This window comes from Kribbella sp. NPDC051770 (assembly GCF_040681455.1).
Taxonomy (GTDB): Bacteria; Actinomycetota; Actinomycetes; order Propionibacteriales; family Kribbellaceae; genus Kribbella.
In genome coordinates this window covers 412993-436266 of the sequence record NZ_JBFAYT010000003.1, presented here as the reverse complement: position 1 = coordinate 436266, position 23274 = coordinate 412993, and the positions used below count along the sequence as shown (strand labels likewise).

The window sequence follows — 23274 nt, the reverse complement described above, 5'->3', positions numbered from 1 at the left end:
GAGCAGTGTGGTGCACATGTTTTTAGATTTGCACCCATACCATCCACCCATCGTCCACCACGCCCCGCCGTTGTTTTTATTTTTTTTTTGGGTGGGGGGGGGGGGGGGGGGGCCGCCCCCCCCCCCCCGGCTCTGCTCACAGTCGAATGCTCTTCTTGTTCATAAATTCTTCGATGCCCGCCGGCCCCAGCTCCCGGCCGAGGCCCGACCGCTTGATCCCGCCGAACGGCAGATCCGCCGACGACCCGCCGGCGCTGTTCAGGTACACCATCCCCGCCTCGATCTGCCGCGCGACGCGGGTGTTCCGCTCGGGATCGGTCCCCCACACGCTCGCGCCCAGCCCGAACGGTGAGTCGTTGGCGATCGCGATCGCCTCCTCCTCGGTCTCGGCCTTGAAGACCAGCACCACCGGGCCGAAGATCTCGTCGCGGTAGGCGTCCATCTCCGGCGTGACATCGGTCAGGACCGTCGCCTCCAGGTACGCGCCGGGCCCGACCCGGTGCCCGCCGGTGCGCAGCGTCGCACCCTGCTCGATCGCCGTCGCGACCTGCTCAGCGACCTCATCCGCGGCGGCGATCGACGCGAGCGGCGGCAGCGTGGTCTTCGGGTCTGACGGGTCACCGGCGACGTAGTACTCCGAAACCCGCTTGGTCAGCTTGTCGACGAACTCGTCGTACAGGTCGGCGAGCACGATCATCCGTTTCGGCGCGTTGCAGGACTGGCCGCAGTTGCGCATCCGGGCCGTCGCGGTCGCCTTGACGGTCTCGTCGAGGTCGTCGGTGTCGAGCACGATCAGCGGGTCGGACCCGCCGAGCTCCAGCACGGTCTTCTTCAGGTTCTTGCCCGCCTCGGCCGCCACCGAGATCCCGGCCGCTTCGCTCCCGGTCAGCGAGACGCCGACGATCCGCGGGTCGGCGAGGATCCACGGCACCTGCCGGCTGGACGCGAACACGTTCACGTAGGCGTCGTCCGGTACGCCGGCGTCGTACAGGATCTGCTCGATCGCCACCGAGGCGCGCGGGCAGATCGAGGCGTGCTTGAGCAGGATGGTGTTGCCGAGCACCAGGTTCGGCGCGACGAAGCGGGCCACCTGGTAGACCGGGAAGTTCCACGGCATCACGCCGAGCAGCGCGCCGATCGGCTCCTTGGTGATCATCGCGTCGCCGGTCTTGACCTTCATGGGCTCGTCGGCCAGCAGGTCCGGGCCGTGCTCGGCGTAGTACCGGAAGATGTCGACCACGATGCCGACCTCACCGCGGCCCTCGTTGATCCGTTTGCCCATCTCCAGCGTCATGATCGCCGCCAGCTCGTCGGCCCGCTCGGCGAACAGGTCCGCCGCCCGCGCGACGATCGCGGCCCGTTCGGCCACCGGCCGTCGCCGCCAGGCCGCGAAGCCGGTGTGCACCCGCTCGATGGCCGCCCGAACCTGCTCGTCGCTGGCGTTCTCGATCTCCTCGACCAGTTCACCCGTGGCCGGGTCTGTGACTGAGTACATGGGGGACGAGTCCTCCGTTCTCTACGACAGTGCGCAAGAGCACAGGCTAACGGCTTCTCTACATACTGTATACAGTCATCTCATCTCTCATCCGGCCCTGGACGTGTCGCTGCGACCGCCCAACCCTTCACCTACCGTTGAAGTTCATGACGTTGAGTGACTGGAGGAGCGATGGCGCCCACCGACACCTGGCCCGTCATCGCGCTCCGCTCGAAACGCGGTGAGCTCGAGGCAGTGAGCAGCCTCGGCCCGACCCTGCGAGCCCAGCCATTGCTGAGTCTCGAGCTCGAACCGGACAAGCCGAGAGACGGACTGCTCCAGCGCGTCGTTCGGGCGGTCCACGAGCTGCAGGACCGGGACTGCCTCGCCATGGTCGATGCGAGTCACCTGCCGGCCGACGGCCGCTTTCCGCAGGGCGGCGCGGGCGCGCTGGAGGCGCTGTACGACTTGCTGGCCGACACCACCGACCTGCTCCGGCCGGATCCGGCGCCGTTCGTCCCGGTCATCCCAGCTGACGCCGATCAGCAGCAGATCGCCGCCACCTGGCGCCTCGGCGAGGAGATCGGCCACGGATGCGCTCTACGAGCCCGGGTCAGCACGATCTCGCCACGCCAGGTGGCCGACTTCGTCGCGCAGCCGGGGATCGATCCAGCCACGACCGACCTCGTACTGGATCTGGGGTACGTCGACTCCGCGGCCGATCCGGTCGTGGCGCAGGTGGTCCGCCTGCTCGACGACTTCGAGCGCCAGGCCACCTTCCGGTCCAGGACTCTGCTCAGCGGATCTGTTCCCAAGCTGCTCAGCCACTCCCACGCCTGGGAGCAACCTCGGTACGAGGAGCTCGTCTGGCAGGCGGCCAGCGCGGCCGGACCGCGCGACCTGCGCTTCGGCGACTACGGGGTGGTTCATCCGGGCGCCGAGCCGGGCCGCTTTCCGAGCGTTCACATGAATGTCAAGTACTCGTGCTCCGACCACTGGCTCTACGTTCGCGAGCGAGTGGCCAATCCGGGTGTAGAAGGCGAGCAGGCGCTCGCGGCGGGAGTCGTCTGCCGGGGCATCGTCGAGTCGGGCAGCTTCTCGGGGCCGGAGTACTCGTGGGGCGACGGCTTGATCGCGCGCGGAGCCGCGGGTTCGGTCGAAACTCTCGGCGCCCGCAGCAAGCTGATTGCACTCGGGACCTCTCACCACCTCTCCTATCTGTCCGGCTGGGCAGCAGCTTGACCGGTTGAACAAGACAGGGGAAAACCGTCGGATCGCTACTGTTCGCCAGCACGGTCAACGGGGCATGCTTGGGCAAGAATTGCCCGGCGGCGCGGCCGTCGGAGGAAGTTCCCCGCCCATCGTCGATCGGATACCGCCCGTGCCCGTTCAACGGAAGTCCCGTCCTGTCCTGCGGCTGGTGACCGTGCTCGCCGCCGCGGCCGTCGCCGGAGTGGCGCTCGCGTCGCCCGCGCCGGCCACCGTCGCCGCCCAGCCCGACCCTGTCAACGCCTGGCAGTTCGACCACTGGCCGCAGCAGCAGCCGTGGCAGCAGTCGCAGCCGGCGCCGGCCGCGAACCGCCTGGCCGGTCCGGCCAACGGCACCGGCGCGTTCGGTGCGCCCATCGATCCCCAGAACTGGGAGAACCCCGACCACATGACCTGGTCGGACTACAAGAAGCCGCCGGGGACGAACTGGTCCGACCCCGCCGTCCAGGGGTCGAAGCGCACCTTCAAGGGCGCGCTCGTCCTGGTCGACTACCCCGACAAGGACTTCGTCGTCACCCAGCCGAAGAACTCGACACCGTTCGGCAACCCGAGCGCCGAAGCCAACGGCGTACCGCGTGACCAGGTCGCGCAGTTCTACCACGACTTCCTCAACAAGCCCGGTGCGCTCAACCGCGGCCACACGCTGCACGAGTACTGGATGGAGGACTCCGGCGGCCGGTACGGCGTCCAGCTGGACGCGTTCGGCCCGTACCGGATGCCCGGCAAGTCGCACGAGTACGCGATGGAGTTCCAGGGCGACGGCGCCTGCCCGGCCGGCGACAACTGCGACCGCGACCTGCGCACCGACGGCCGCGCGGCCTGGGTCGCCGACCAGGGCGCCGAGGTCCCGGCCGGGTTCGACTTCGTCTTCTTCCTGAGCGCCGGGCAGGACGAGTCGTCCACCTGGCAGGAGTTCGGGATGATGAAGTTCCCGACCAAGGAGGACGTCACCGACGAGTTCGGACCGCCGGACCCGGCGCTGCCGAACTGGTCCGACACCCGGTACGTCGACTGGACCTCCTGGCAGGCCGGCGCTTCGATCTGGCCGAACGCCGGCGGCGGTTCGTCGACACAGGCCGAGAGCTCCGGGATGGGCGTGTTCGCGCACGAGTTCAGCCACATCCTCGGCATCGGCGACAACTACAACAACCCGTACGGCGTACCGCCGCGACGCGCGTACACCGGCATCTGGGAGATGCTCAGCCGCGGCAGCTTCAACGGCCCGGGTGGTCCGCACAGCCGCTGGATGATCCCCGCGACCGGCGGCGCGTCGATGGGCGCGCAGCACATGCTGCGGAACAAGATCAAGCTAGAGATGGTCGACGAGCAGAACGTGCTCCGGCTCGACCGGGCCGCGCTCGCGCAGTCCGGCGTCGTGGTCGCGGACGTGACCGCGCGGGTCGCGCAGCCGGGTCCGGCCGGGCTGTCCGGCATCAACATCACGCTCGGCGGCGGTGACCTCGCGCCCGCGTGCAGCACGGCGACCGACCCGCTGTGCGACGGCCGCGGGTACCAGAACTACACGCTCGAGGTCGTCGACCGAATGGGCACCGACTCGTTCACGCCGGACTCCGGCGTACTGCTGGCCAAGACGAAGGACCAGGACCGGGCGCCGTTCGAGTGGGTGATCGACGCCAACCCGCAGGACATCAACATGACCGACTACGTCCTGCCCGACGGCACCAAGGTCCCGATCACGATCGGCGACTACCGCCAGCTGTCCGACGCGCTCTTCCATGCCGGCACGAACTCCGGCAGCGAGTACGAGTACGTCGACCAGGCGAACCGCCTGCACTTCTACGTCACCAACGTGAAGCGCGACAGCAAGGGAATCCTGTCGTACACCGTCGCCGTCCGCTCCCTCGACGGCGCCGGCCCCGCCAAGCGCGGCGTCCGCCTGCTCCCCACGGTCGGCCTCCCCGGCCGCGCCGGCTTCGCGACCTGCAACTTCCCGCTCACCAACACCGGCAAGACCGCCACCCCCGCCGGCCAGCACCCCGAGGACGTCAGCAAGTACCTGACCAGCGACGTCTACCGCCTCACCGCCAAGGTCGAGGGCCGCGGCTGGTCGGTCAACCTGCCCAACGCCCTCACCACCGCCAAGACGGGCTCCACCGTCGCCGTCCCGGTCCAGGCCAAGTACGACGGCCGCTCGGCCGCCCTCGGCAAGGTCACCCTGACGGCGGTCTCCGAGTCCGACCCCACCAAGAAGTCCACGACGAGCTGCGTGGCGCTCGCCAAGTAGCTCCTGAAACGCGAAGCCGGGCGAGGGACTCCCCCGCCCGGCTTTCGTTTGCCGCGATCTGTAAAGAATCTTTGACACAGTGTCTGGTGTGCTTTACCTTCGAGGTGTCAAAGATTTTTTACTCAGGGGGTTGCGGTGGCGTTTCAGGAGAAGCGGGCCTGGGTGTTCGTGACGGTGTCGGTGATCGGGTACCTGGTGTACGCCGTGATCGTGCTGGGGCGGGTGGACGGCAGCTGGGGCGACACCCCGTACGTCGGGGTGATGCTCTGGTCGATCGGGCTCGCGATCGTGGCGGCGATCGTGCTGGAGGTGGTGGTCGCGGCGGCCGGGGGCAAGGAGGACGGGCCGCAGATGGATCAGCGGGACCGGGAGATCGCGCGGTTCGGGGAGCAGGTCGGGCAGTCGTTCGTGGTGATCGGAGGGGTCACCGCGATGGGGCTGGCGATGCTGAAGGTCGAGCACTTCTGGATCGCCAACGCCGTCTACCTGGCGTTCTTCCTGTCCGCCGTGCTCGGGTCGGTGGCGCGGATCGTCGCCTACCGGCGGGGGCTGCCGTGGTGAAGCCGACGCGGGTGACGAACGCGATCCGCACGTTGCGGTTCGCCCACGACGAGATGACGCAGGCCGAGCTGGCGCGGCGGATCGGGGTGACGCGGCAGACGGTGATCGCGATCGAGCAGGGGCGGTACTCGCCGTCGCTCGAGCTCGCGTTCCAGATCGCGGCGGTGTTCGGGGTGCCGCTCGAGGACGTGTTCCAGTATCCAGGGGAGGAATCATGAGGGCAGTCGTGCAGGACCGGTACGGGTCGCCGGAGGTGCTCCGGGTCGGCGAGATCGCGCAGCCTGTTGCTGGGGGCAACGAGGTGCTGGTGAAGGTGAAGGCGGCGGGAGTCGATCAGGGGACGTGGCACCTGATGGCCGGCGAGCCGAAGATCGTCCGGCTCTGGATCGGGCTGCGGGCGCCGCGGGTGCGAGTCAGCGGGCGGGACGTCGCCGGGGTGGTCGAGGCGGTCGGGCCTGGGGTGACCGACTTCGAGGTCGGCGACGAGGTGTACGGGACGTGCCGCAGCGGTTCGTTCGCCGAGTACGCCGTGGGCCGCGTCGACAAGCTGACCCGCAAGCCGGCCAACCTGAGCTTCGAGCAGGCGGCCGCCGTACCGGTCTCCGGCGGGACGGCGCTGCAGGGGACGCGCGGGATTCGCGCCGGAGAGCGCGTTCTCGTGCTCGGGGCCGCGGGCGGCGTTGGTTCGTACGCCGTACAGCTCGCGAAGGCCGCGGGTGCCCACGTGACCGGCGTCTGCAGTACGCCGAAGCTCGACCTGGTCCGCGAGCTCGGCGCCGACGAGGCTCTCGACTACACCCGCGACGAGCTGCCGGCGGCGGCGTACGACTTCATCCTGGACACAGGCGGGAACCGCTCTCTCGCGATCTTGCGCCGCGCGCTGAAGCCGAAGGGCCGGCTGGTGATCATCGGCAGCGAGACCAGCGGGCTGCTCGGCGGCATGAGCCGGACGCTGTGGGCCGGGCTGCTCTCGCTCTTCGTCGGCCAGCAGCTGAAAGGCCTGATCAGCTCCGAGCGCGCGGCGGACTACGTCGAGCTCCGCGACCTGATCGAGGCGGGCCAGGTGAAGCCCGCGATCGACCGCACCTACACCCTCGACGAGGCCGCCGAGGCGATCCACCATCTCCGCGACGGCCACCCGCGCGGCAAGCTCGTGATCACGATCTGATCCGGGAGAGCGCTCCCCGGCGATCTCACCAGTCCACGAGCTCGGCGACCTGCAGCATCCGCTCCGCGCGGCCGCGCAGGTCGTCGTACGACGTGAGCCCGGCCCGCCACCGTCCGGCCCAGTGCACGAAGGTCGTTGCCTCGCGCACCATCTGCAGCCAGGGCAGCGCCGCGATCTCGCCGTCGCTCAACGGCATCCGCTCGAAGTACCCGCGCCGGAACGCGTCGTTGACCGGCCAGGGTCTCGGCAGCGTCCACTCGTCGCCGCCGAAGCTCGACAGCCCGGTCTCGAGATCCATCGCCCGGTACCCCGGCCCGGTGAACTCGAAGTCCAGGATCCCGGTGACGCGCTCTCCGACGACCAGCGCGTTCGTCGGTCCGATGTCGCCGTGGATCACCTGCACCGGCAGGTCGTCCCGGGGCCCGATCCGGGCCAGCACCTCCCCCACTCCCGGCACATCGTCCTCCAGGTCCGCCGGACTCGGCACCAGCGGATGCACCTCCGTCAGGTCGCCGTTCCACATCTTCCGCACCGGCAGTCCTTCGAGCTCGGCCAGCGCGACGTCCAACTCCCCCAGCGCCCGCCCGCACGCCTCGACCTGCCGAAGATCCGACCGCTCCGGATGCTCCCCCGGAATCCGCCGGCACAGACTGGCCACCCGCTCCCCGAACGGCACCCACGTCCGCCCGTCCTCCGTCAGCACCGGCTCCGGCACCGCGAACGACAGCTCTCCCAGTCCGCGCAGCACCGCGTGCTCGTACTCCGGAACCCCGGCGTTCAGGTGCACCCGAAGGACGAAGTCGCCGACGAAGTAGCTCGTGTTGTTCCAGCCCAGCCCGACCGGCCGCGGCACGGATCCCGCGAGTCCCCAGAACTTCAGCACCTCGTCCATCCGGTCATCCTCGCCGCTGTCATCCGTGAGTACGACCCGTTTTCGATGACAGGCCGTTGAAAGCGGCCGTCCGTAGCGTCGAAACCGAGTCGCCGGATCCGGCCGGGTCCGCGGAGGGGCGGCCGGCAGGTGGAGGCGCTGATGACGCAGACCGAGGTGACACTGAAGCCCAGCAAACTACGCCTCGTCCAGGGCCTGATCGTCCTGCTCGCGGGCATCGTCCTCGCGTTCGCCGTCGGCCGCATGCTGCGCGACGTACCGCACCTCGCCGACGGCACACTGCCCGCCGACGAGATCGATCGCGCGTACGTCGAGCACCCGTGGCTCGCCTACCTCCACATCGCGCCGTCGGTCGTCTACCTGATCGGCGCCCCGATCCAGCTCGCCCACCGGATCCGCTCCAAGCACTACACGCTGCACCGCCGCCTCGGTCGCGTGCTGCTCAGCTGCGCGCTTCTCGGCGGCGCGTTCGCGATCGTGTTCGGCGTACTGCACCCGTACGGCGGACCGGGCGAGGCCGGCGCGTCGGTGGTCTTCGGCCTGTGGTTCCTGGTCTGCCTGGTGAACGCCTTCCGGGCGATCAAGCGCGACGACGTCGTACAGCATCGCCGCTGGATGATCCGCGCGTTCGCGGTCGGGATCGGTGTCGGCACCATCCGGATCTGGATCTTCGTCTTCACCGCGGCCGGCTGGCTGGACTTCCCGGACGCGTTCGCGGTCGCGTTCTGGCTGGCCTTCGCGATGCACGTGGCGTTCGCGGAGTGGTGGCTCCGGACCAGTCCGCAGCCGCGCGGGTGACCCTGACCGGTCCCCCACTTGTCCCGGAAAGGCGTTGTGGTCGCGCGGGCGGCGGGAGCAGACTCGGCAGATCAGGGAGGACACGATCGGCTGGGGGCCGCTGATCTGCCGGGAGGGGCAATGATCGGCACGGACGAACCAATCAACCAGACCACTGACGCCGTACTCGCCGAGGACCTGGTCCGGGTGTACGGCGAGGGCGACACCGCCGTCCGCGCGCTGCACGGCGTGAACGTCCGGATCGAACCCGGGCAGCTGACGGCGGTGATGGGGCCGTCCGGCTCCGGCAAGTCGACACTGATGCACCTGCTCGCCGGTCTGGACCGGCCGACGTCCGGCTCGGTCCGGATCGCCGGGACCGAGATCACCACCCTCGGTGACGACCAGCTGACCAAGCTGCGCCGCGAGCACATCGGCTTCATCTTCCAGTTCTTCAACCTGCTGCCGATGCTGACCGCGCGGGAGAACATCCTGCTGCCGTTGACGATCGCGGGCCGGCGCGCCGACCCGGCGTACTTCGACGCGCTGGTGCAGCGGGTCGGGCTCGCCGACCGGCTCACGCACCGCCCGGCCGAGCTGTCCGGCGGTCAGCAGCAGCGGGTCGCGATCGCGCGGGCGCTGGTCTCGCAGCCGACCGTCGTGTTCGCCGACGAGCCGACCGGCAACCTCGACTCCCGCACCAGCAAGGAGATCCTCGAGCTGCTGCGGCAGTCGGTCGAGGAGTACGGGCAGACGACGGTGATGGTCACCCACGACGCGCGCGCCGCGGCGATGGCCGACCGGATCCTGTTCCTGGCCGACGGCCGGATCGTGAAGGAGACCGGGCGGATCAGCCAGCACGACATCCTGCAGGTGATCGACACGCTGGACCTGCAGTGATCCGGTTCGCGCTGGCCGGGATGCTCAGCCGTAAGCTCCGGACCGCGCTCACCGCGATCGGCGTCGTACTGGGTGTCTCGCTGATCTCCGGTACGTACGTGCTGACCGACTCGATCACCGGCGCCTTCGACTCGATCTTCTCCGAGAACTACAAGAACACCGACGCGACCGTCACCGGCAAGACCGCGTTCGACACCACCACGGACTCCGCCGGCGGCGTCGCACCGCCGTTCGCCGCGAGTGCGCTGCCGGTGATCGAGAAGCTGCCCGAGGTCGGCGCCGCCGACGGCAGCGTGTTCGGCGAGGCGCAGCTGATCGGCCGCGACGGGAAGGCGATCGTCTTCGGCGGCGCGCCCAACCTCGGCTTCAGCGTCAACCCGGCGCTGCCGCAGTTCAACGCGCTCACGCTGGTCGGCGGCAACTGGCCGGGCGCGGGCGAGGTCGTCATCGACACCCAGACCGCGAAGGAGAAGGGGTTCGCGCCCGGCGACGAGATCGGCGTCCAGGCCCGCGGGCCGGCCGAGCGGATGCGGGTCTCCGGGCTGGTCGAGTTCGGCCAGGTCGCGTCGATCGGTGGGGCGACGCTGGCCGGGTTCGAGCTCGGTACGGCGCAGCAGCTGTTCGGCAAGGGGAACCAGTACGACCAGATCCTGATCGCCGCCAAGGACGGGGTGACGCAGCAACAACTGGTCGATGCCGTGGGCAAGGTTCTCCCGCCCGGGACCCAGGTCCGTACGGCGGAGGAGCAGGCCGCCGCGGACGCCGCCGACACCAGCGGGTTCCTCGACTTCTTCCGCACCTTCCTGCTGGTCTTCGGCGGGATCGCACTGTTCGTCGGGTCGTTCGTGATCGCGAACTCGCTGTCGATCACGATCGCGCAGCGGACCCGCGAGTTCGCGACGCTGCGGACGCTCGGCGCCTCGCGGCGGCAGATCCTCGGGTCGGTGGTGCTGGAGGCGCTGATCACCGGCGTACTGGCGTCGGTCGCCGGGCTGCTGCTCGGGCTCGGGATCGCGACCGGGCTGTTCAACCTGTTCGACGCGGTCGGGTTCACGCTGCCGAACAACGGGCTCGTGTTCCAGACGCGCACGATCGTGGTCGGGCTGCTGGTCGGGATTCTCGTGACGGTGTTCGCGAGTCTGCGGCCGGCGTGGCGGGCGACGCGGGTGCCGCCGATCGCCGCCGTACGGGAAGGGGCGAAGCCGGTGCCTGGTCGCTTCAACCGGTACCGGCCGATCGGCGCGGCGCTGCTGGCGATCGCTGGGATCGCGCTGGTGGTGGTCGGGCTGTTCGTCGACGGGCTGCCGACGTCGGGTCTGCTGAGCATGCTCGGTGGTGGTGTGCTGCTGTTGTTCATCGGTGTCGCGCTGTTCTCGGCGCGGCTGGTGAAGCCGCTGGCGGCGGCGTCCGATCCGGTGGCGCGATGGTCGGTGGTGACGTTGACGATTCTGGTCTGGCCGGTGCTGGCGCTGGTCTGGCTGGTCAAGCGCGCGTTCCGGCGTACGGCGGAGTTCCCGCGGGTGCTGCCGGACGGGCCGGCGACGACGATCGGCGGGCAGAACAGCCGGCGCGATCCGGCGCGGACTGCGTCGACGGCGGCTGCGCTGATGATCGGGCTCGCGTTGGTGACGCTCGTCGCGACGCTGGGCGCCGGGATCATCAAGCCGTTCGAGGACGCGGTGGACGGGATCTTCAGCGCGGACTACGCGATCACGGCGCAGAACAACTTCAGCCCGCTGCCGCCGGAGGTCGCCGCCGCCGTGGCGACGACGCCTGGGGTGTCGGCGGTGACGAGTGTGCGCGGCGGGCAGGCGTCGGCGTACGGGGAGAGGATTCAGATCACCGGAGTCGATGCGGCCGCGCCAGAGCTGCTGACATTCGACTGGCGGTCGGGGTCGCAGCAGTCGCTGGCTTCGCTCGGAAGCGATGGAGCGATCGTCGACGCGGACTACGCCGACGAGCACGCTCTGGTTCCGGGGTCGCAGCTCGCGCTGACGACGGTGACCGGGAAGGCGCAGACGCTGAAGGTGCTCGGGGTGTTCCGGCCGCCCGCGGGCGGTTCGCCGTTCGGGAACGTGACGATGTCGACCGCGGCGTTCGACGCGAACAACCCGCAGCCGCTGAACGTCTACACGTTCGTCAACCTCGACGGCGGGGTCACCGCGGAGAACACGGCCGCGCTCGACCGGACGCTGAGCACGTTCCCGAACGCGAAGGCGCTCGACCGCGACGCGTTCAAGAAGTCGCAGACCGACGGCATCAAGAGCATCCTCAACGTCCTGTACGTCCTGCTCGCGCTGTCGGTCCTGGTCAGCCTGTTCGGCATCGTGAACACGCTCGTCCTGACCGTCTTCGAACGCACCCGCGAGCTCGGCATGCTCCGCGCCGTCGGCCTCACCCGCGGCCAGGTGAAACGCATGATCCGCCACGAGAGCGTCATCACCGCCCTGATCGGCGCCGCCATCGGCATCGTCCTCGGCCTCGGCCTGGCGCTGCTCCTGGCCGCCCGCCTCGAAGAAGTCAGCTTCGCCGTCCCGGCCTCCCAGCTGATCATCTTCGCCGTCCTGTCCATCGTCGTCGGCATCCTCGCCGCCATCTGGCCGGCCCGCCGAGCGGCCCGCCTCAACCCGCTGGAGGCGCTTCAGTACGAGTAGCAAGTGCGAGGAGCGCATCCAGCTCCCACGCACCGACGACGCCTCGCGCCCGGCGGAGATACTCCGCGATCCGCCGGGCGCTCCACCCGTGCGCTTCCCGCAGCCCAGCCGCGATCCACCACAAGTAAGCAGCACTCGGCGCGGCCGGCTCGAGCTCACCCGCCCCCACGTCGGTCACGGTGAACATCGGTACGCCGTCCCGCTCGCCCACCCGCGCGACCGTCTCGTAGCGGCCCGGGCCCAGCACCCGTACCGACTCGATCTCGTCGAGCGCGCCCACGAGATCCCGCGCGAGAGCGCTCCCCGGCTCTCTGTACATCTCCTGCGCGGCGACGTCACCCAGTTGCTCACGCGTCACCAGGTACGCCCGCCCGGCGACCGAGCCGCGTTCGCTCAGGTCGTAGAACGCTCGGCCGCCGCCCCACACCGCGGACTCGCCGGAGAAGACCAGCCCGCCAGGGATCTCGACTGCGGCTGTGTCCGTCGGCAGCCGCCGGTTGCGACAGCCGGGGTAGTCGCGCTTTCCGCCGGCAGGACGGCCGCCGGTGACGTAGCAGTGGAAGCGGCCCTGAGCGAGGTTGGAGCCGTAGGCGACGTACCAGACGGAGTCGGTCATGAATGAGGAGCCTACGCAGCTCCCGGCATGCAATTCAGTGCGCGTTTAATCTTGTTAACGGGCAGTTTCGCGCGTAGCGTCCTGCGCGGTGCTCGTTCATGTGTTGGTCTTCGGGTGTTCTCGAACGGGTGTCCGCGCCGCAGTGCTGATGGGGAAAGCTCCGTTCGACCGCCCACGAGGAGATGCAGCATGGCAGAAGTCAACCGTCGCCGGTTCCTGCAGATGGCCGGGGGCTCCGCCGCCCTGGCCGCGATGGCGAGCAGTATCGAGACCGCCGCCGCGATTCCGGCGCACCGCCGGCACGGGACCATCGAGGACGTCGAGCACATCGTCGTCCTGATGCAGGAGAACCGGTCGTTCGACCACTACTTCGGCTCCCTGCAGGGGGTGCGCGGGTTCGGTGACCCGCGGCCGGTGAACCTGCCGAACGGGAAGTCGGTGTGGCACCAGTCCGACGGCGCCCGGGAGGTGCTGCCGTTCCGGCCGCAGGTGAACGACCTCGGGATGCAGTTCATCCAGGACCTCGCGCACAGCTGGGGCGACGGGCACCACGCCGTCAACAACGGCAAGTACGACCAGTGGATCCCGGCCAAGACCGCGACCACGATGGCCTACCTGACCCGCGAGGACATCCCGTTCCACTACGCGCTGGCCGACAAGTTCACCATCTGTGATGCCTACCACTGCTCGTTCATCGGGTCCACCGACCCGAACCGGTACTACCTGTGGTCCGGGTACACCGGTAACGACGGGACCGGCGGTGGCCCGGTGCTCGGCAACGACGAGCTCGGCTACGACTGGACGACGTACCCCGAACGCCTCGAACGCGCCGGTGTCTCCTGGAAGATCTACCAGGACGTCGGCGACGGGCTCGACGCCGACGGCGGCTGGGGCTGGATCGATGACGCCTACCGCGGCAACTACGGCGACAACTCGCTGCTCTACTTCAACAAGTACCGCAACGCCCAGCCGGGGAGCGCTCTCTTCGACAAGGCCCGGACCGGTACGAACGTTGCCGCCGGCGACGGTCTGTTCGACCGGCTGCGCGCCGACGTGAAGGCCAACAAGCTGCCGAAGATCTCCTGGATCGCGGCGCCGGAGGCGTTCACCGAGCACCCGAACTGGCCGGCCAACTACGGCGCCTGGTACATCTCCCAGGTCCTCGACGCGCTCACCTCCAACCCCGAGGTGTGGAGCAAGACCGCGTTCTTCATCACCTACGACGAGAACGACGGCTTCTTCGACCACGTCGTCCCGCCGTTCCCGCCGGCCTCGGCCAACCAGGGCCTGTCGACCGTTGCCGTCGGCCCTGATCTCTTCGCCGGCAGCAGCAAGTACGCCGCCGGCCCGTACGGGCTCGGGCAGCGCGTTCCGATGCTCGTCGTGTCGCCGTGGAGCACCGGCGGGTTCGTGAACTCCGAGGTGTCCGACCACACGTCGGTGATCCGGTTCATGGAGCGCCGGTTCGGCGTCAAGGAGCCTAACATCTCGCCGTGGCGGCGCGCGATCTGCGGCGACCTCACCTCGGCGTTCGACTTCAGCACCGAGCAGAGCCGGCCCGCGCGGCTGCCCGACACCTCGTCGTACCAGCCGCCGGACGGCGACCGGCACCCGGACTACAAGCCCGTACCGCCGGCGGTCGGCAAGCTGCCGGTGCAGGAGCGCGGCAGCCGCAAGACCCGGCCGTTGCCGTACGCACCTGTTGTCGACGGCAATGTGACGCCGAGCACCGGCAAGTACACGCTCTCGTTCGAGTCCGGCCCGGAGGCGGCCGCGCAGTTCCACGTCGCGGCGGCGAACCGGACCGACGGTCCGTGGACGTACACCACCGGCGCCGGCAAGACCCTCGCGGACAGCTGGAACACGACGTACTCGCACGGCGTGTACGACCTGGACGTGTACGGCCCGAACGGTTTCCTGCGCAGCTTCCGCGGCAAGCCGGTCCCGGGTCCGGAGGTGAAGGCGCGGCACAACGCGCGCACCGGTGACCTCGACCTGACGATCACCAACTCGTCCACGGTCGACCACCACATCACCGTCACCAACGCGTACGGCGGCCACCCGAAGCAGTTGAAGGTCCGCGCCGGCACGTCGGCCCGCTACACCGTCGACCTCCACAACAGCCACAGCTGGTACGACGTCAGCCTCACTAGCACCGCCGACGACGCCTGGACCCGCCGCCTGGCCGGCCACGTGGAGACCGGCAAGCCGAGCCTGTCCGACCCGGGCATCCACACCCGCTGACCCCCACCCGCCGCGCAGTCCCAACCCTGCGCGGCGGGTTCGGGTTCATGGATTCACCAACGGACCCAGGTCGTGGCGGGAGCGCACCTTCAGTTTCCGCATCGCGTTCGTCAAGTGGTCCTCGACCGTGCTGACCGACACCGTCAGCTCGGCGGCGATGCGGTTGTTGCTCAGGCCCTTGGCGGCCAGGCGGGCCACCTCCCTCTCCCGCGGAGAGAGCGCGTTCCCGTAGCCTCTGCGGCCTCGGCGGGTCGTGACGGTGATCCCTGCTTCGCGCAGCGCGTCGCGGCAGCGCCGCGCGTCCCAGCGGGCGCCGAACTTCTCGTACGTCGACGCGAGCGCGACCAACTGCGTCGAGTCGCCGACATCCAAGGCCCGGCGGGCCTTCTCCTCCAGGGCCAGGCACTCGTCGTACGGACGCCCGATCGCGCGGTACGCCGCGGCCGCGTCGTCGAAGGGGAGGTCGCCGACGACGAAGGCGCGCACGAGTTTGCTCGCGGCAACGGAGGCGGGCGCGTCACGACCGGCGAGGCCGGCTTCGAACTCGTTCAGCAACCCGAGCGCGTCCGCCCGGCGCCCGACCGCATCGATCGCCAAACACGTCGTCGCGACGAACTCGCTCGCCCAGGCCCACCCGTCTTTGCGGCGGACGACCTCGACGAACGCCTCGATCACCTCCAGCGCCGCGCCGGCCTGCTCCGATGCCAGATGCAACCGCCCGACCGTCGCCAGCGCTGCGGCTCGTACTGGCAACTCCCCACCGACGGCCAGCAAGAGCTCCCGAGCTCCGGAGACATCACCCTGAGCCAGCCGCATCCGTCCGTCGATGAGGTCCAGCTCCGCCTGAACGAGCGGCGCGGTCTCCCCCACGACCCTTGCCCTCAGCAACCGTTCCGGCAACAGCTCCCAGTCCCCCGCCAGCCAGGCCTGCCACGACCGCGTCCCCACCCCAGCAGGCAACGCCGCACTCCGGCGATCGTGCCCCAGCCACAAGAGCCCTCGCGCCGAATACGCCGACTCGTCCACCCCGGAGAGGTCGCCCAGCGCGACCCCCAGCCGCGCACGGTTCCGCCGCACCATCACCCCGGCGACTCCACCAGCACCGGCCCCCGCCGCATCAACCCGAGCCCCGACCCCAGCAACACCCGCCCCCGCCGCATCATCCAGAGCCCCGGCGCCAGCGACACCGCGAGCCCCCGCCGACAGCCGGGTCTCCCCCAGCAGCCTCAGCGCCCGATGCATCCACGCGCGATGCTCGGCGATCTCCTCGGCTCCCGAGGTCGGCACCGCCAGCGCGGACATGGCCCAGGCCGCGCTCGCCGGATCGTCCGCAAGCTCCGCGACGGCCGCCGCGAGCTCCCGGCGCGCCGTACCGAACTCCCCCGCCCGATCGTGGAGCAGGACGCCGAGAGCCAGTCGGAGCCGACCCCTCTCAACGCTTGGCACCAACGCCTCATCAAGCACCATCCGGATAGCAACGACCGCCTCGGCCCACAGCGACGACTCCACCGCCGCCTGCCCGAGCCGCGTCGCCAGCCGCGCCCGGTCACCCCACGGCAGCACCTCCACCCGGAGCATCTCCAGCAACTGCGAGATCGCGCTCTCCGCCTCTCCCGCCGCGACCAACTGGCCGGCCGCCAACTCCGCCTGCGCCAGCCAAACGTCGATGAGCCCACCCCGCCGCGAGTGATCCGCGATCCGCGCATGCGCTCCCGGTTCCCGCGCGGCCAACGCCTCGGCCGCCCGCCGATGCAACCGCCGCAACTCATCCGGCGGGATCGTCTCGTACACCGCCCGCTGAGCCAATGCATGTCGAAGGTCGTACAACCCCGGCCGCACCTGCCCCAACAACCCGCGCGCCAACCCGACGTCAACCGCCTCCGTCAGCTCCATCCCATGCACCTCGGCGACAGCGCCGACCAGACTGTCCGCCGCAGGCGAATCCAGTACGGCGGCCGCCCACACCACCCGCCGACAGGCCTCGGACACCTGCTCGAGCTTGATCGTCACCGAAGCCCGCAACGCCACCGGCGCCCGGGTCTCCGCGAGAGCGCGCTCCACCGCCGAGATCAGCCCGTCCGGCCCGACCGGCAGGTCCCGCAGGAACTCCTCGACGACGAACGGAAACCCACCCGTCCGCTCGAACAACTCGTTCGCCACCGGCTCCGGCAGCGCGTCCACCCCGAGCAGCCGCGTCGCCATCTCCCGTACGGCGGCCGCCAGCAACGGCTGCACCCGGATCTCCGTCGTCCGCGTCCCCGCGCGAACGCATCCAGCGAGCGCCGTGATCTCGCCGGCCGAGCGCGTGTCCTCCGGCCGGTACGTCCCGATCAACCGCACCTCGCGCGGTAGCCGGCTCGCCAGGAACCGCAGCAGTTGCAGCGTCCCCCGATCGGCCCAGTGCAGATCCTCCAGGAACAGCACCGCCGGGCCGAGCCCGCCGAGCACCTCGGTCACCCGCGCGAACACCGAGTGCCGCATCCCCGGGACCAGCTCGCCACGCCACGGCGTACCCGTGCCTGGTCGCGCGTCGATCACCGGAGCCAGCGCCTCGAGCACCGGGGTCAGCGGCGCCTGGTCCTGAATCGGATGACACTGACCCGTCAGCCAGCGCGCCGGATGGTCCCGCGCGATCTCGGCGACGAGCCGGCTCTTGCCGGTTCCCGCCTCTCCGACCACCAGCACCAGACTCGGTGCCGCCGCCAGCGCGGCCCGGAGCAGCCGCGTCTCGCGTTCCCTACCCACCAGCCGAGGTCCTTCCGGCCGGTCACCACTCGCCCTACGCACCGCCACTCGCCTAGAACGTCCCCACCGGGCGGCCGATGGCCACCCTCCGTGTCCGTCCGGCGGCCCGCTGGCCGTTTGTGTCGTTCAAACTACGCTGAGTCAACCGCTTCACGCACATAGTGTGACCGCTCCCTGTTTCCGAGCACCGCCGACCCCCAGTCGAATTGAGCCGGACTCATCTTCAATCTCCCCACCAGGCCGCCTCCTCACGCGACCTGGTCGCACCTCCCCACTCCCGCGCGTCCGCGCACGTCACGACCTCCGCATCCGGCGCTGGGCTGCCATCGCGGCACCGCCGCTCAGGATCACCAGCAACGTCGCCATCGACCACCGCCGCAGCACCTGTACCGTCCGGTCCTCTTCCTTCGGTACGGCGGCCAACCGCGGCGCCGCGCTGACGAGCGGCGGCGTCACCTCCGGCGGCCGCGGCCTGGGTGTCGGCCGAGGCGTCGGGGTCGTCCGCGGCGGAGGCGGCGGCAGCTCGATCGCCTGCGTCGGGGTGGGCGTCGGCCGAGGCGTGGGTGTGGGCGTCGGCCGCACCACCGACGGCGGCTTCGGCGTCGGTCGCGGCGCGGGCGGGCGCACGGTCCGCGGCGGCGAAGGCGGCTTCGGCGTCACCTTCGGCGGCTTCGGCGGCTTCGAGGGCGGAGGCGGAGGCGGTGGGGGTGGTGGCGGCGGAGGCGGCGGTGGCACGACCACTTGCCCAAGGCAACCAGCAGCGTCCCCGCTCCACACCGACGGCAGCGACCCGACCTCACGAGCTTCCCCGGAGAGCGCGATCTTCACGATCCGGCTCCGCAGCCCCGGATGCGTGTGCACGGCGTACAGGGTCCGGCCCGACATCACCACCGAGCTGTACGACGCGATCGACGGCACGCCGCGCACCACGGCGACCGCCCGCATCGTCCCGCTGCCGGGATCGATGCTGACGATCTTCGCCGGCCCGATCCCGAGCGTCGACACGCCGTACAGCAAACCGCTCGACGAGTCGACGGCGAAGTCGTCGAGCGTCAGCGTCCCGATCAGCGTCTTCAGCCTGACCACTCGCAGGACTTTCTTGAACGTCGGGCTGCCGGGGTCGATGTCGACCGTGTAGAGCCGCAGCGTGTCACGCAGATAGAGCCGGTTCCCGGAGACCGCTCCCGCGACCGGGTCCGCGATCCCGCCGACCCCGCGGCGAATCTCGCCGAGATCGGTCACGGTCCCGCGCCGGGTGATCGACACCAGGTGCGGATCGTGGTGCAGCCAGCCGTGCTTGTCGCGCACCGCGATCCCGTACGCGAGGTCCTGCGTACGCGAGTACCCCAACGCATCGACCTGGTACGAGAGCCGGCCGAGATCGCTCACTCGCCCCGACGGCAGCTCGATCCGCCGCAGCCGCGACAGCGACACCGGCCCGCCGGCGTCCACCTGCAGCACCGAGCACGACGAGTCAGCCGACGACTCCCCCGCGACCAGCACGACGGGAAGGACCGCCAACCCGGCCGCCAACCCCAAGGCGCCACCCCGCCGAAGGCGAGACCCCCTGCCCCGCGGAAAGATCGGGTTCTGCAACTCCGGCAGCACCAGGCCGACAAGGCGAGATCCTCTACCCCGCCGCGATCGCCTCACCCGACGAGCGCCTCCGGCCTCACCCGAAACCTCACGAACAGCCCCACCCGGCATCCGCACTCACCCTCCGCGACTCAACCGCGAGAGCGCCGCCACGAACGCATCGGGCCCGACGTTCGCCCCACCGCTGAACGGGTTCTGCAGCTGGTAGATCGCGAACACCATCAACGCGATCGCCCCCGACAACATCGCCACGATCACGGCGTACGAGTAGACCCCGGGCCCGCCGAACATGAACATCAGCCCGATCGACATCACGCTGCCGACCACGATCGCGAACCACACGACCGCGCTCACCCCGCTCCCGGCGGAGTTCAGCCGCACCTGCCGGGCCTGGTACACGTTCCACAGCTGCGTGGACGCCTCGACCCGGCTGTCCTCCTCACGATCGGTCTTGGTCGGAACGCGCTCCACCTCGTTCTGCAGCTGGGAAAGCAGCTCCCAGCCACGCTCGCTCACCGGCGCCCCGGTGCGCAGATCGGGCCACTCCTCCTCCGCGACCTGCGTCGCGTACTGCTGCGCGAGATCCTCGATCTTGGAGCGCGCCGGCTCGGCCAGCGAGTCGCTGGCCCAGCGGACCGCGACCAGCGAGTTCGCCTCCTGGTAGGTGTTGTCCTTGGCCGACGACGTGGCGTCGAACAGCGAGATCAGCACGAACGCCGCGATCACGACGTTCACCCCGCCGACGATCGTGAACACCTGGCCGGCGACCTCGTTGTTGGCCTCCCGCCCGAACCGCTGCCGGGCCTTGCGCAGGATCACCGCCAGGACGGCGGTCACGATCATCAGCCCGACCACCCAGAACAGACCGCTGAAGGTCATCGTCATTCGTCGTTTCCTCCCCACTCGCGGGCCAGCGCCTCCTCGAGCAGCGCTTCCACGATCTGGCTCTCCGGTACCGTCCGGACCACCTCACCCCGGACGAAGATCTGTCCTTTCCCGTTGCCCGACGAGACCCCGAGATCGGCCTCGCGGGCCTCTCCGGGCCCGTTCACGACGCAACCCATCACCGCGACCCGCAACGGCACCGGGAAACCTTCGAACGCCGCCGCGACCTTCTCGGTCAGCGTGTAGACGTCGACCTGCGCGCGCCCGCAGGACGGGCAGGAGACGATCTCCAGAGAGCGCTCCCGCAGCCCGAGCGACTCCAGGATTCCCGCACCGACCTTGACCTCCTCGACCACCGGCGCCGACAGCGAGACCCGGATCGTGTCTCCGATGCCTTCGGCCAGCAGTACGCCGAAACCGACCGCCGACTTGATGGTTCCCTGCAGTAACGGCCCGGCCTCGGTGACGCCGAGGTGCAGCGGGTAGTCGCAGCGCCGGGCCAATTCCCGGTACGCCGCGATCATCACCACCGGGTCGTGGTGCTTCACCGAGATCTTGAGATCGCGGTACCCGTGCTCCTCGAACAGCGAGCACTCCCACAGCGCCGAATCGACCAGCGCGGCCGGTGTCGCCTTCCCGTACTTCGCCAGCAGCCGCTGGTCGAGCGACCCCGCGTTCACCCCGATCCGGATCGGTACGCCGGCCGCCCCGGCGGCCCGCGCGATCCCAGCCACCTGGTCGTCGAACTTGCGGATGTTGCCCGGGTTCACCCGGACCCCGGCACAGCCCGCGTCGATCGCCGCGAACACGTACTTGGGCTGGAAGTGGATGTCGGCGATCACCGGCAGCTGCGAGCGCCGCGCGATCTCCGGCAGCGCGTCCGCGTCGTCCTGCGACGGTACGGCGACCCGCACGATCTGGCAGCCCGCGGCGGTCAGCTCCGCGATCTGCTGCAGTGTCGCGTTCACGTCGGAGGTCGGCGTCGTCGTCATCGACTGCACCGAGACGGGCGCGCCACCGCCGACCGGAACGTTGCCGACCATCAACTGCCGCGACTTCCGCCGGGCCGGCGGCAGCGTCGGCACCCCGAGCGAGACCGGGGAGCCGGACGCAGCACGTCCTGCCGGCGCATCGGACACCGCACCTCCAGCCGGCGCACCCTGCACCGCGGTCACGGGTTCCTCACCGCCACCGGCAGCGTGAAGTGGATGGTCTCCTGGGCGACCTCCCGCTCCACCACCTCCACCGGACCGCGCGCACGCAACGCCTCGATCACGCCCTCGACCAGCCGCGGCGGCGCGGACGCCCCCGCGGTCAGACCGATCACCCGGACGCCGTCGAGCCACTCCTCGCGCACCCCCGACGCGTCGTCGATCAGGTACGCCGGAGTGCCCCGGCGCTCGGCCAGCTCGACCAGGCGGACCGAGTTCGACGAGTTCACCGAACCGACCACGAGAACGAGATCGGCTTCCTCGGAGAGCGCTCCCAGCGCCTCCTGACGGTTCGTGGTCGCGTAACAGATGTCCGCCGAGTCCGGTCCCCGGAGCCCCTTGAACTTGTTGCGCAGGGCATCGAGGATCGCGCTGGTCTCGTCGACGGCGAGCGTGGTCTGGGTCAGGTACGAGACTCGCGTCGGGTCCTCGACCTCCAGCGCGGCCACGTCCTCGACGCTCTCCACGAGCACCGTCTGGTCGAGCGCCTCACCCATCGTGCCCTCGACCTCCTCGTGGCCGGCGTGCCCGATCAGCACCACGGTGTCGCCGCGGGCGGCGTACCGGCGGGCCTCGGCGTGCACCTTGGTCACCAGCGGGCAGGTCGCGTCGACCACGTCCAGCCCCCTCCGCTCTCCCTCGGCCCGGACGGCGGGCGCGACGCCGTGCGCGGAGAACACGACGGTCGCGCCGTCCGGGACCTCGTCGAGCTCGTCGACGAACACCGCTCCCCGGCTCTCCAGATCAGCGACCACATGCTTGTTGTGAACGATCTGCTTGCGCACGTAGACCGGCGGCCGGCGCTGGTCCAGCAGCAGCTCGACGATCTCGATCGCCCGCTCCACCCCCGCACAGAACGAGCGCGGAGACGCGAGCAGGATCGTGCGCGCGGTCGCAGCCGGCGGCTCAGGTGTCAGTCCGCTCGGATCCTCGGTACTTCTCGGCATAGCTCCCCCCAACTCATCGGTCCCGGCGGGTCGCCAATCGCGCCAGCCGCTCCAGGTCGTCCGCCGGCCGCCCGGTCGCCGCCGACCGCAGTTCCCCCAGGGCAGCGGTCAGCAGCGCGTCGGCCTGGGCCTGGCTCTGAGAGCGCGATCCGGCTTGCTCGATCAGGTCCGCCGCGCGGATCAGCTCGGCGTCGGACAGGTCCTGCGTCCCGCCGTACAAGCTGCTCAGGGCCTGGCCGGCCTCCGTGCCCGAGGTCAGCGCGGCGACCACCGGCAACGACTTCTTGCGCCGCCGCAGGTCGGAGTGCACCGGCTTGCCGGTCACCCGCGGATCGCCCCAGATCCCGAGCAGGTCGTCGACGTACTGGTACGCGAGCCCGAGGTCCTCGCCGAACAGCCGCAGGTGATCGACCTGATCAGGCCGTCCACCACCCAGCAACGCACCGAGGGCGGTCGAGCAGCCGAGCAGCGCGCCGGTCTTCAGCTGGGCCATCCGGACGCACTCGGAGAGCGCGACCTCGTTTCTGGTCTCGAAGTGTGCGTCGGCCAACTGCCCCTCGACCAGCTCCTGCACCGCCTGGCCGAGGACCTTCGCCGCCTCGTCGGCAGCATGGTGGCCGCTGGCAACCAGTACGTCGAACGCCAGGCTGAGCAGCGCGTCACCGGCCAGGATCGCCGGACCCAGCCCGAAGACCGTCCACGCCGTCGGCCGGTGCCGGCGGGTGGTGTCGCAGTCCATCACGTCGTCGTGCAGCAGCGAGAAGTTGTGCACCAGCTCGACCGCCACCGCGGCCGGTACGCCGGCCGCAGCCGTACCGCCGACGGCCTGTGAAGCGAGCAGCGCGAGCGCTGGGCGCAGCGCCTTGCCGCCGTCCGCGCGGGTCGGCGTACCGTCCTCATCCTCCCAGCCGAAGTGGTAGTTCGTGATCCGCTGCGTGGCCAGCGGCATCCTTCCGACCGCTTCGCGCAGCGCCGGCTCGACCTGGTCCCGCGACCAGGCCAGCAACTGCTGGGCCGGGATTTCGGTGCTCTGCACCCGCTGGACCGGTGGGTCGGTGGACGGTCCGGTCTGTTCGACTGTCGTCATCGC

General features: G+C 70.1%; 18 protein-coding genes. 9 read left to right on the top strand and 9 right to left on the bottom strand.

Annotated elements, in window-relative coordinates:
• Positions 1–136 precede the first annotated feature (136 nt).
• Positions 137–1495, bottom strand: a complete 1359-nt coding sequence (locus tag AB0M01_RS13385) for an NAD-dependent succinate-semialdehyde dehydrogenase (protein ID WP_363668892.1) — start codon at positions 1493–1495, stop codon at positions 137–139.
• 171 nt (positions 1496–1666) lie between these two features.
• On the opposite strand from AB0M01_RS13385, the gene AB0M01_RS13380 reads away from it, so the two are divergent.
• The 5 genes from AB0M01_RS13380 (at position 1667) to AB0M01_RS13360 (ending at position 6717) form a co-directional block, all read left to right on the top strand.
• Positions 1667–2716, top strand: a complete 1050-nt coding sequence (locus tag AB0M01_RS13380; protein ID WP_363668890.1) for a hypothetical protein — start codon at positions 1667–1669, stop codon at positions 2714–2716.
• Between the two features lie 139 nt (positions 2717–2855).
• Entirely contained in the window at positions 2856–4988 is a 2133-nt protein-coding gene (locus tag AB0M01_RS13375) for a M6 family metalloprotease domain-containing protein (RefSeq protein ID WP_363668888.1), read from the top strand.
• 135 nt (positions 4989–5123) lie between these two features.
• The gene (locus tag AB0M01_RS13370; RefSeq protein ID WP_363668886.1) at positions 5124–5549 is read left to right on the top strand and encodes a hypothetical protein; all 426 of its coding nucleotides are present in this window, start codon (positions 5124–5126) and stop codon (positions 5547–5549) included.
• Positions 5550–5602: 53 nt separating this feature from the next.
• Entirely contained in the window at positions 5603–5767 is a 165-nt protein-coding gene (locus tag AB0M01_RS13365; protein WP_363669462.1) for a helix-turn-helix transcriptional regulator, read from the top strand.
• A complete protein-coding gene (locus AB0M01_RS13360; RefSeq protein ID WP_363668884.1) occupies positions 5764–6717 on the top strand; it encodes an NAD(P)-dependent alcohol dehydrogenase in 954 nt (317 codons plus the stop codon). The genes AB0M01_RS13365 and AB0M01_RS13360 overlap by 4 nt, the downstream gene beginning before the upstream one ends.
• A 25-nt stretch (positions 6718–6742) precedes the next feature.
• On the opposite strand, the gene AB0M01_RS13355 is transcribed toward AB0M01_RS13360, so the two are convergent.
• Positions 6743–7609, bottom strand: a complete 867-nt coding sequence (locus AB0M01_RS13355) for a phosphotransferase (RefSeq protein WP_363668882.1) — start codon at positions 7607–7609, stop codon at positions 6743–6745.
• A gap of 141 nt (positions 7610–7750) precedes the next feature.
• On the opposite strand from AB0M01_RS13355, the gene AB0M01_RS13350 reads away from it, so the two are divergent.
• The 3 genes from AB0M01_RS13350 (at position 7751) to AB0M01_RS13340 (ending at position 11940) form a co-directional block, all read left to right on the top strand.
• Positions 7751–8407, top strand: coding sequence for a DUF2306 domain-containing protein (locus AB0M01_RS13350; RefSeq protein ID WP_363668880.1), 657 nt, complete (start codon positions 7751–7753; stop codon positions 8405–8407).
• 120 nt (positions 8408–8527) lie between these two features.
• Entirely contained in the window at positions 8528–9286 is a 759-nt protein-coding gene (locus AB0M01_RS13345; RefSeq protein WP_363668877.1) for an ABC transporter ATP-binding protein, read from the top strand.
• Entirely contained in the window at positions 9283–11940 is a 2658-nt protein-coding gene (locus AB0M01_RS13340) for an ABC transporter permease (protein WP_363668875.1), read from the top strand. Before AB0M01_RS13345 ends, AB0M01_RS13340 begins: the two co-directional genes overlap by 4 nt.
• Here the strand turns inward: AB0M01_RS13340 and AB0M01_RS13335 are convergent.
• Positions 11909–12556 carry a histone deacetylase gene (locus AB0M01_RS13335; protein WP_363668872.1) on the bottom strand — a complete coding sequence of 216 codons (648 nt, stop codon included), beginning with the start codon at positions 12554–12556 and terminating at the stop codon, positions 11909–11911. The two genes, AB0M01_RS13340 and AB0M01_RS13335, sit on opposite strands and share 32 nt — an antisense overlap.
• A gap of 189 nt (positions 12557–12745) precedes the next feature.
• Between AB0M01_RS13335 and AB0M01_RS13330 the strand changes: the two genes are divergently transcribed.
• On the top strand, positions 12746–14800 hold the full coding sequence (locus tag AB0M01_RS13330; RefSeq protein WP_363668870.1) for a phosphocholine-specific phospholipase C: 2055 nt from the start codon (positions 12746–12748) through the stop codon (positions 14798–14800).
• Positions 14801–14845: 45 nt separating this feature from the next.
• On the opposite strand, the gene AB0M01_RS13325 is transcribed toward AB0M01_RS13330, so the two are convergent.
• From AB0M01_RS13325 to AB0M01_RS13300, 6 genes are all read right to left on the bottom strand, one after another.
• Positions 14846–17545, bottom strand: a complete 2700-nt coding sequence (locus AB0M01_RS13325; protein WP_363668868.1) for an AAA family ATPase — start codon at positions 17543–17545, stop codon at positions 14846–14848.
• A 294-nt stretch (positions 17546–17839) separates the two neighbouring features.
• Positions 17840–19066, bottom strand: a complete 1227-nt coding sequence (locus AB0M01_RS13320; protein WP_363668866.1) for a hypothetical protein — start codon at positions 19064–19066, stop codon at positions 17840–17842.
• 192 nt (positions 19067–19258) lie between these two features.
• The gene (locus tag AB0M01_RS13315; RefSeq protein WP_363668864.1) at positions 19259–20026 is read right to left on the bottom strand and encodes a hypothetical protein; all 768 of its coding nucleotides are present in this window, start codon (positions 20024–20026) and stop codon (positions 19259–19261) included.
• Positions 20023–21165 carry a flavodoxin-dependent (E)-4-hydroxy-3-methylbut-2-enyl-diphosphate synthase gene (gene ispG, locus AB0M01_RS13310; protein WP_363668862.1) on the bottom strand — a complete coding sequence of 381 codons (1143 nt, stop codon included), beginning with the start codon at positions 21163–21165 and terminating at the stop codon, positions 20023–20025. The genes AB0M01_RS13315 and ispG overlap by 4 nt, the downstream gene beginning before the upstream one ends.
• 32 nt (positions 21166–21197) lie before the next feature.
• On the bottom strand, positions 21198–22184 hold the full coding sequence (ispH, locus tag AB0M01_RS13305; RefSeq protein ID WP_363668860.1) for a 4-hydroxy-3-methylbut-2-enyl diphosphate reductase: 987 nt from the start codon (positions 22182–22184) through the stop codon (positions 21198–21200).
• A gap of 13 nt (positions 22185–22197) precedes the next feature.
• Positions 22198–23271: a family 2 encapsulin nanocompartment cargo protein polyprenyl transferase gene (locus tag AB0M01_RS13300; protein ID WP_363668858.1), complete on the bottom strand. Its 1074-nt coding sequence runs from the start codon at positions 23269–23271 to the stop codon at positions 22198–22200.
• Positions 23272–23274: the final 3 nt, after the last annotated feature.

Bases quoted from the DNA above. Each gene is read 5' to 3' on its own strand.
- AB0M01_RS13355 (WP_363668882.1), bottom strand. From the start codon at position 7,609: ATGGACGAGGTGCTGAAGTTCTGGGGACTCGCGGGATCCGTGCCGCGG.
- AB0M01_RS13345 (WP_363668877.1), top strand. From the start codon at position 8,528: ATGATCGGCACGGACGAACCAATCAACCAGACCACTGACGCCGTACTC.
- AB0M01_RS13385 (WP_363668892.1), bottom strand. From the start codon at position 1,495: ATGTACTCAGTCACAGACCCGGCCACGGGTGAACTGGTCGAGGAGATC.
- AB0M01_RS13335 (WP_363668872.1), bottom strand. From the start codon at position 12,556: ATGACCGACTCCGTCTGGTACGTCGCCTACGGCTCCAACCTCGCTCAG.
- AB0M01_RS13365 (WP_363669462.1), top strand. From the start codon at position 5,603: ATGACGCAGGCCGAGCTGGCGCGGCGGATCGGGGTGACGCGGCAGACG.
- AB0M01_RS13330 (WP_363668870.1), top strand. From the start codon at position 12,746: ATGGCAGAAGTCAACCGTCGCCGGTTCCTGCAGATGGCCGGGGGCTCC.
- AB0M01_RS13380 (WP_363668890.1), top strand. From the start codon at position 1,667: ATGGCGCCCACCGACACCTGGCCCGTCATCGCGCTCCGCTCGAAACGC.
- AB0M01_RS13360 (WP_363668884.1), top strand. From the start codon at position 5,764: ATGAGGGCAGTCGTGCAGGACCGGTACGGGTCGCCGGAGGTGCTCCGG.
- ispH (WP_363668860.1), bottom strand. From the start codon at position 22,184: ATGCCGAGAAGTACCGAGGATCCGAGCGGACTGACACCTGAGCCGCCG.
- AB0M01_RS13300 (WP_363668858.1), bottom strand. From the start codon at position 23,271: ATGACGACAGTCGAACAGACCGGACCGTCCACCGACCCACCGGTCCAG.
- AB0M01_RS13315 (WP_363668864.1), bottom strand. From the start codon at position 20,026: ATGACGATGACCTTCAGCGGTCTGTTCTGGGTGGTCGGGCTGATGATC.
- AB0M01_RS13350 (WP_363668880.1), top strand. From the start codon at position 7,751: ATGACGCAGACCGAGGTGACACTGAAGCCCAGCAAACTACGCCTCGTC.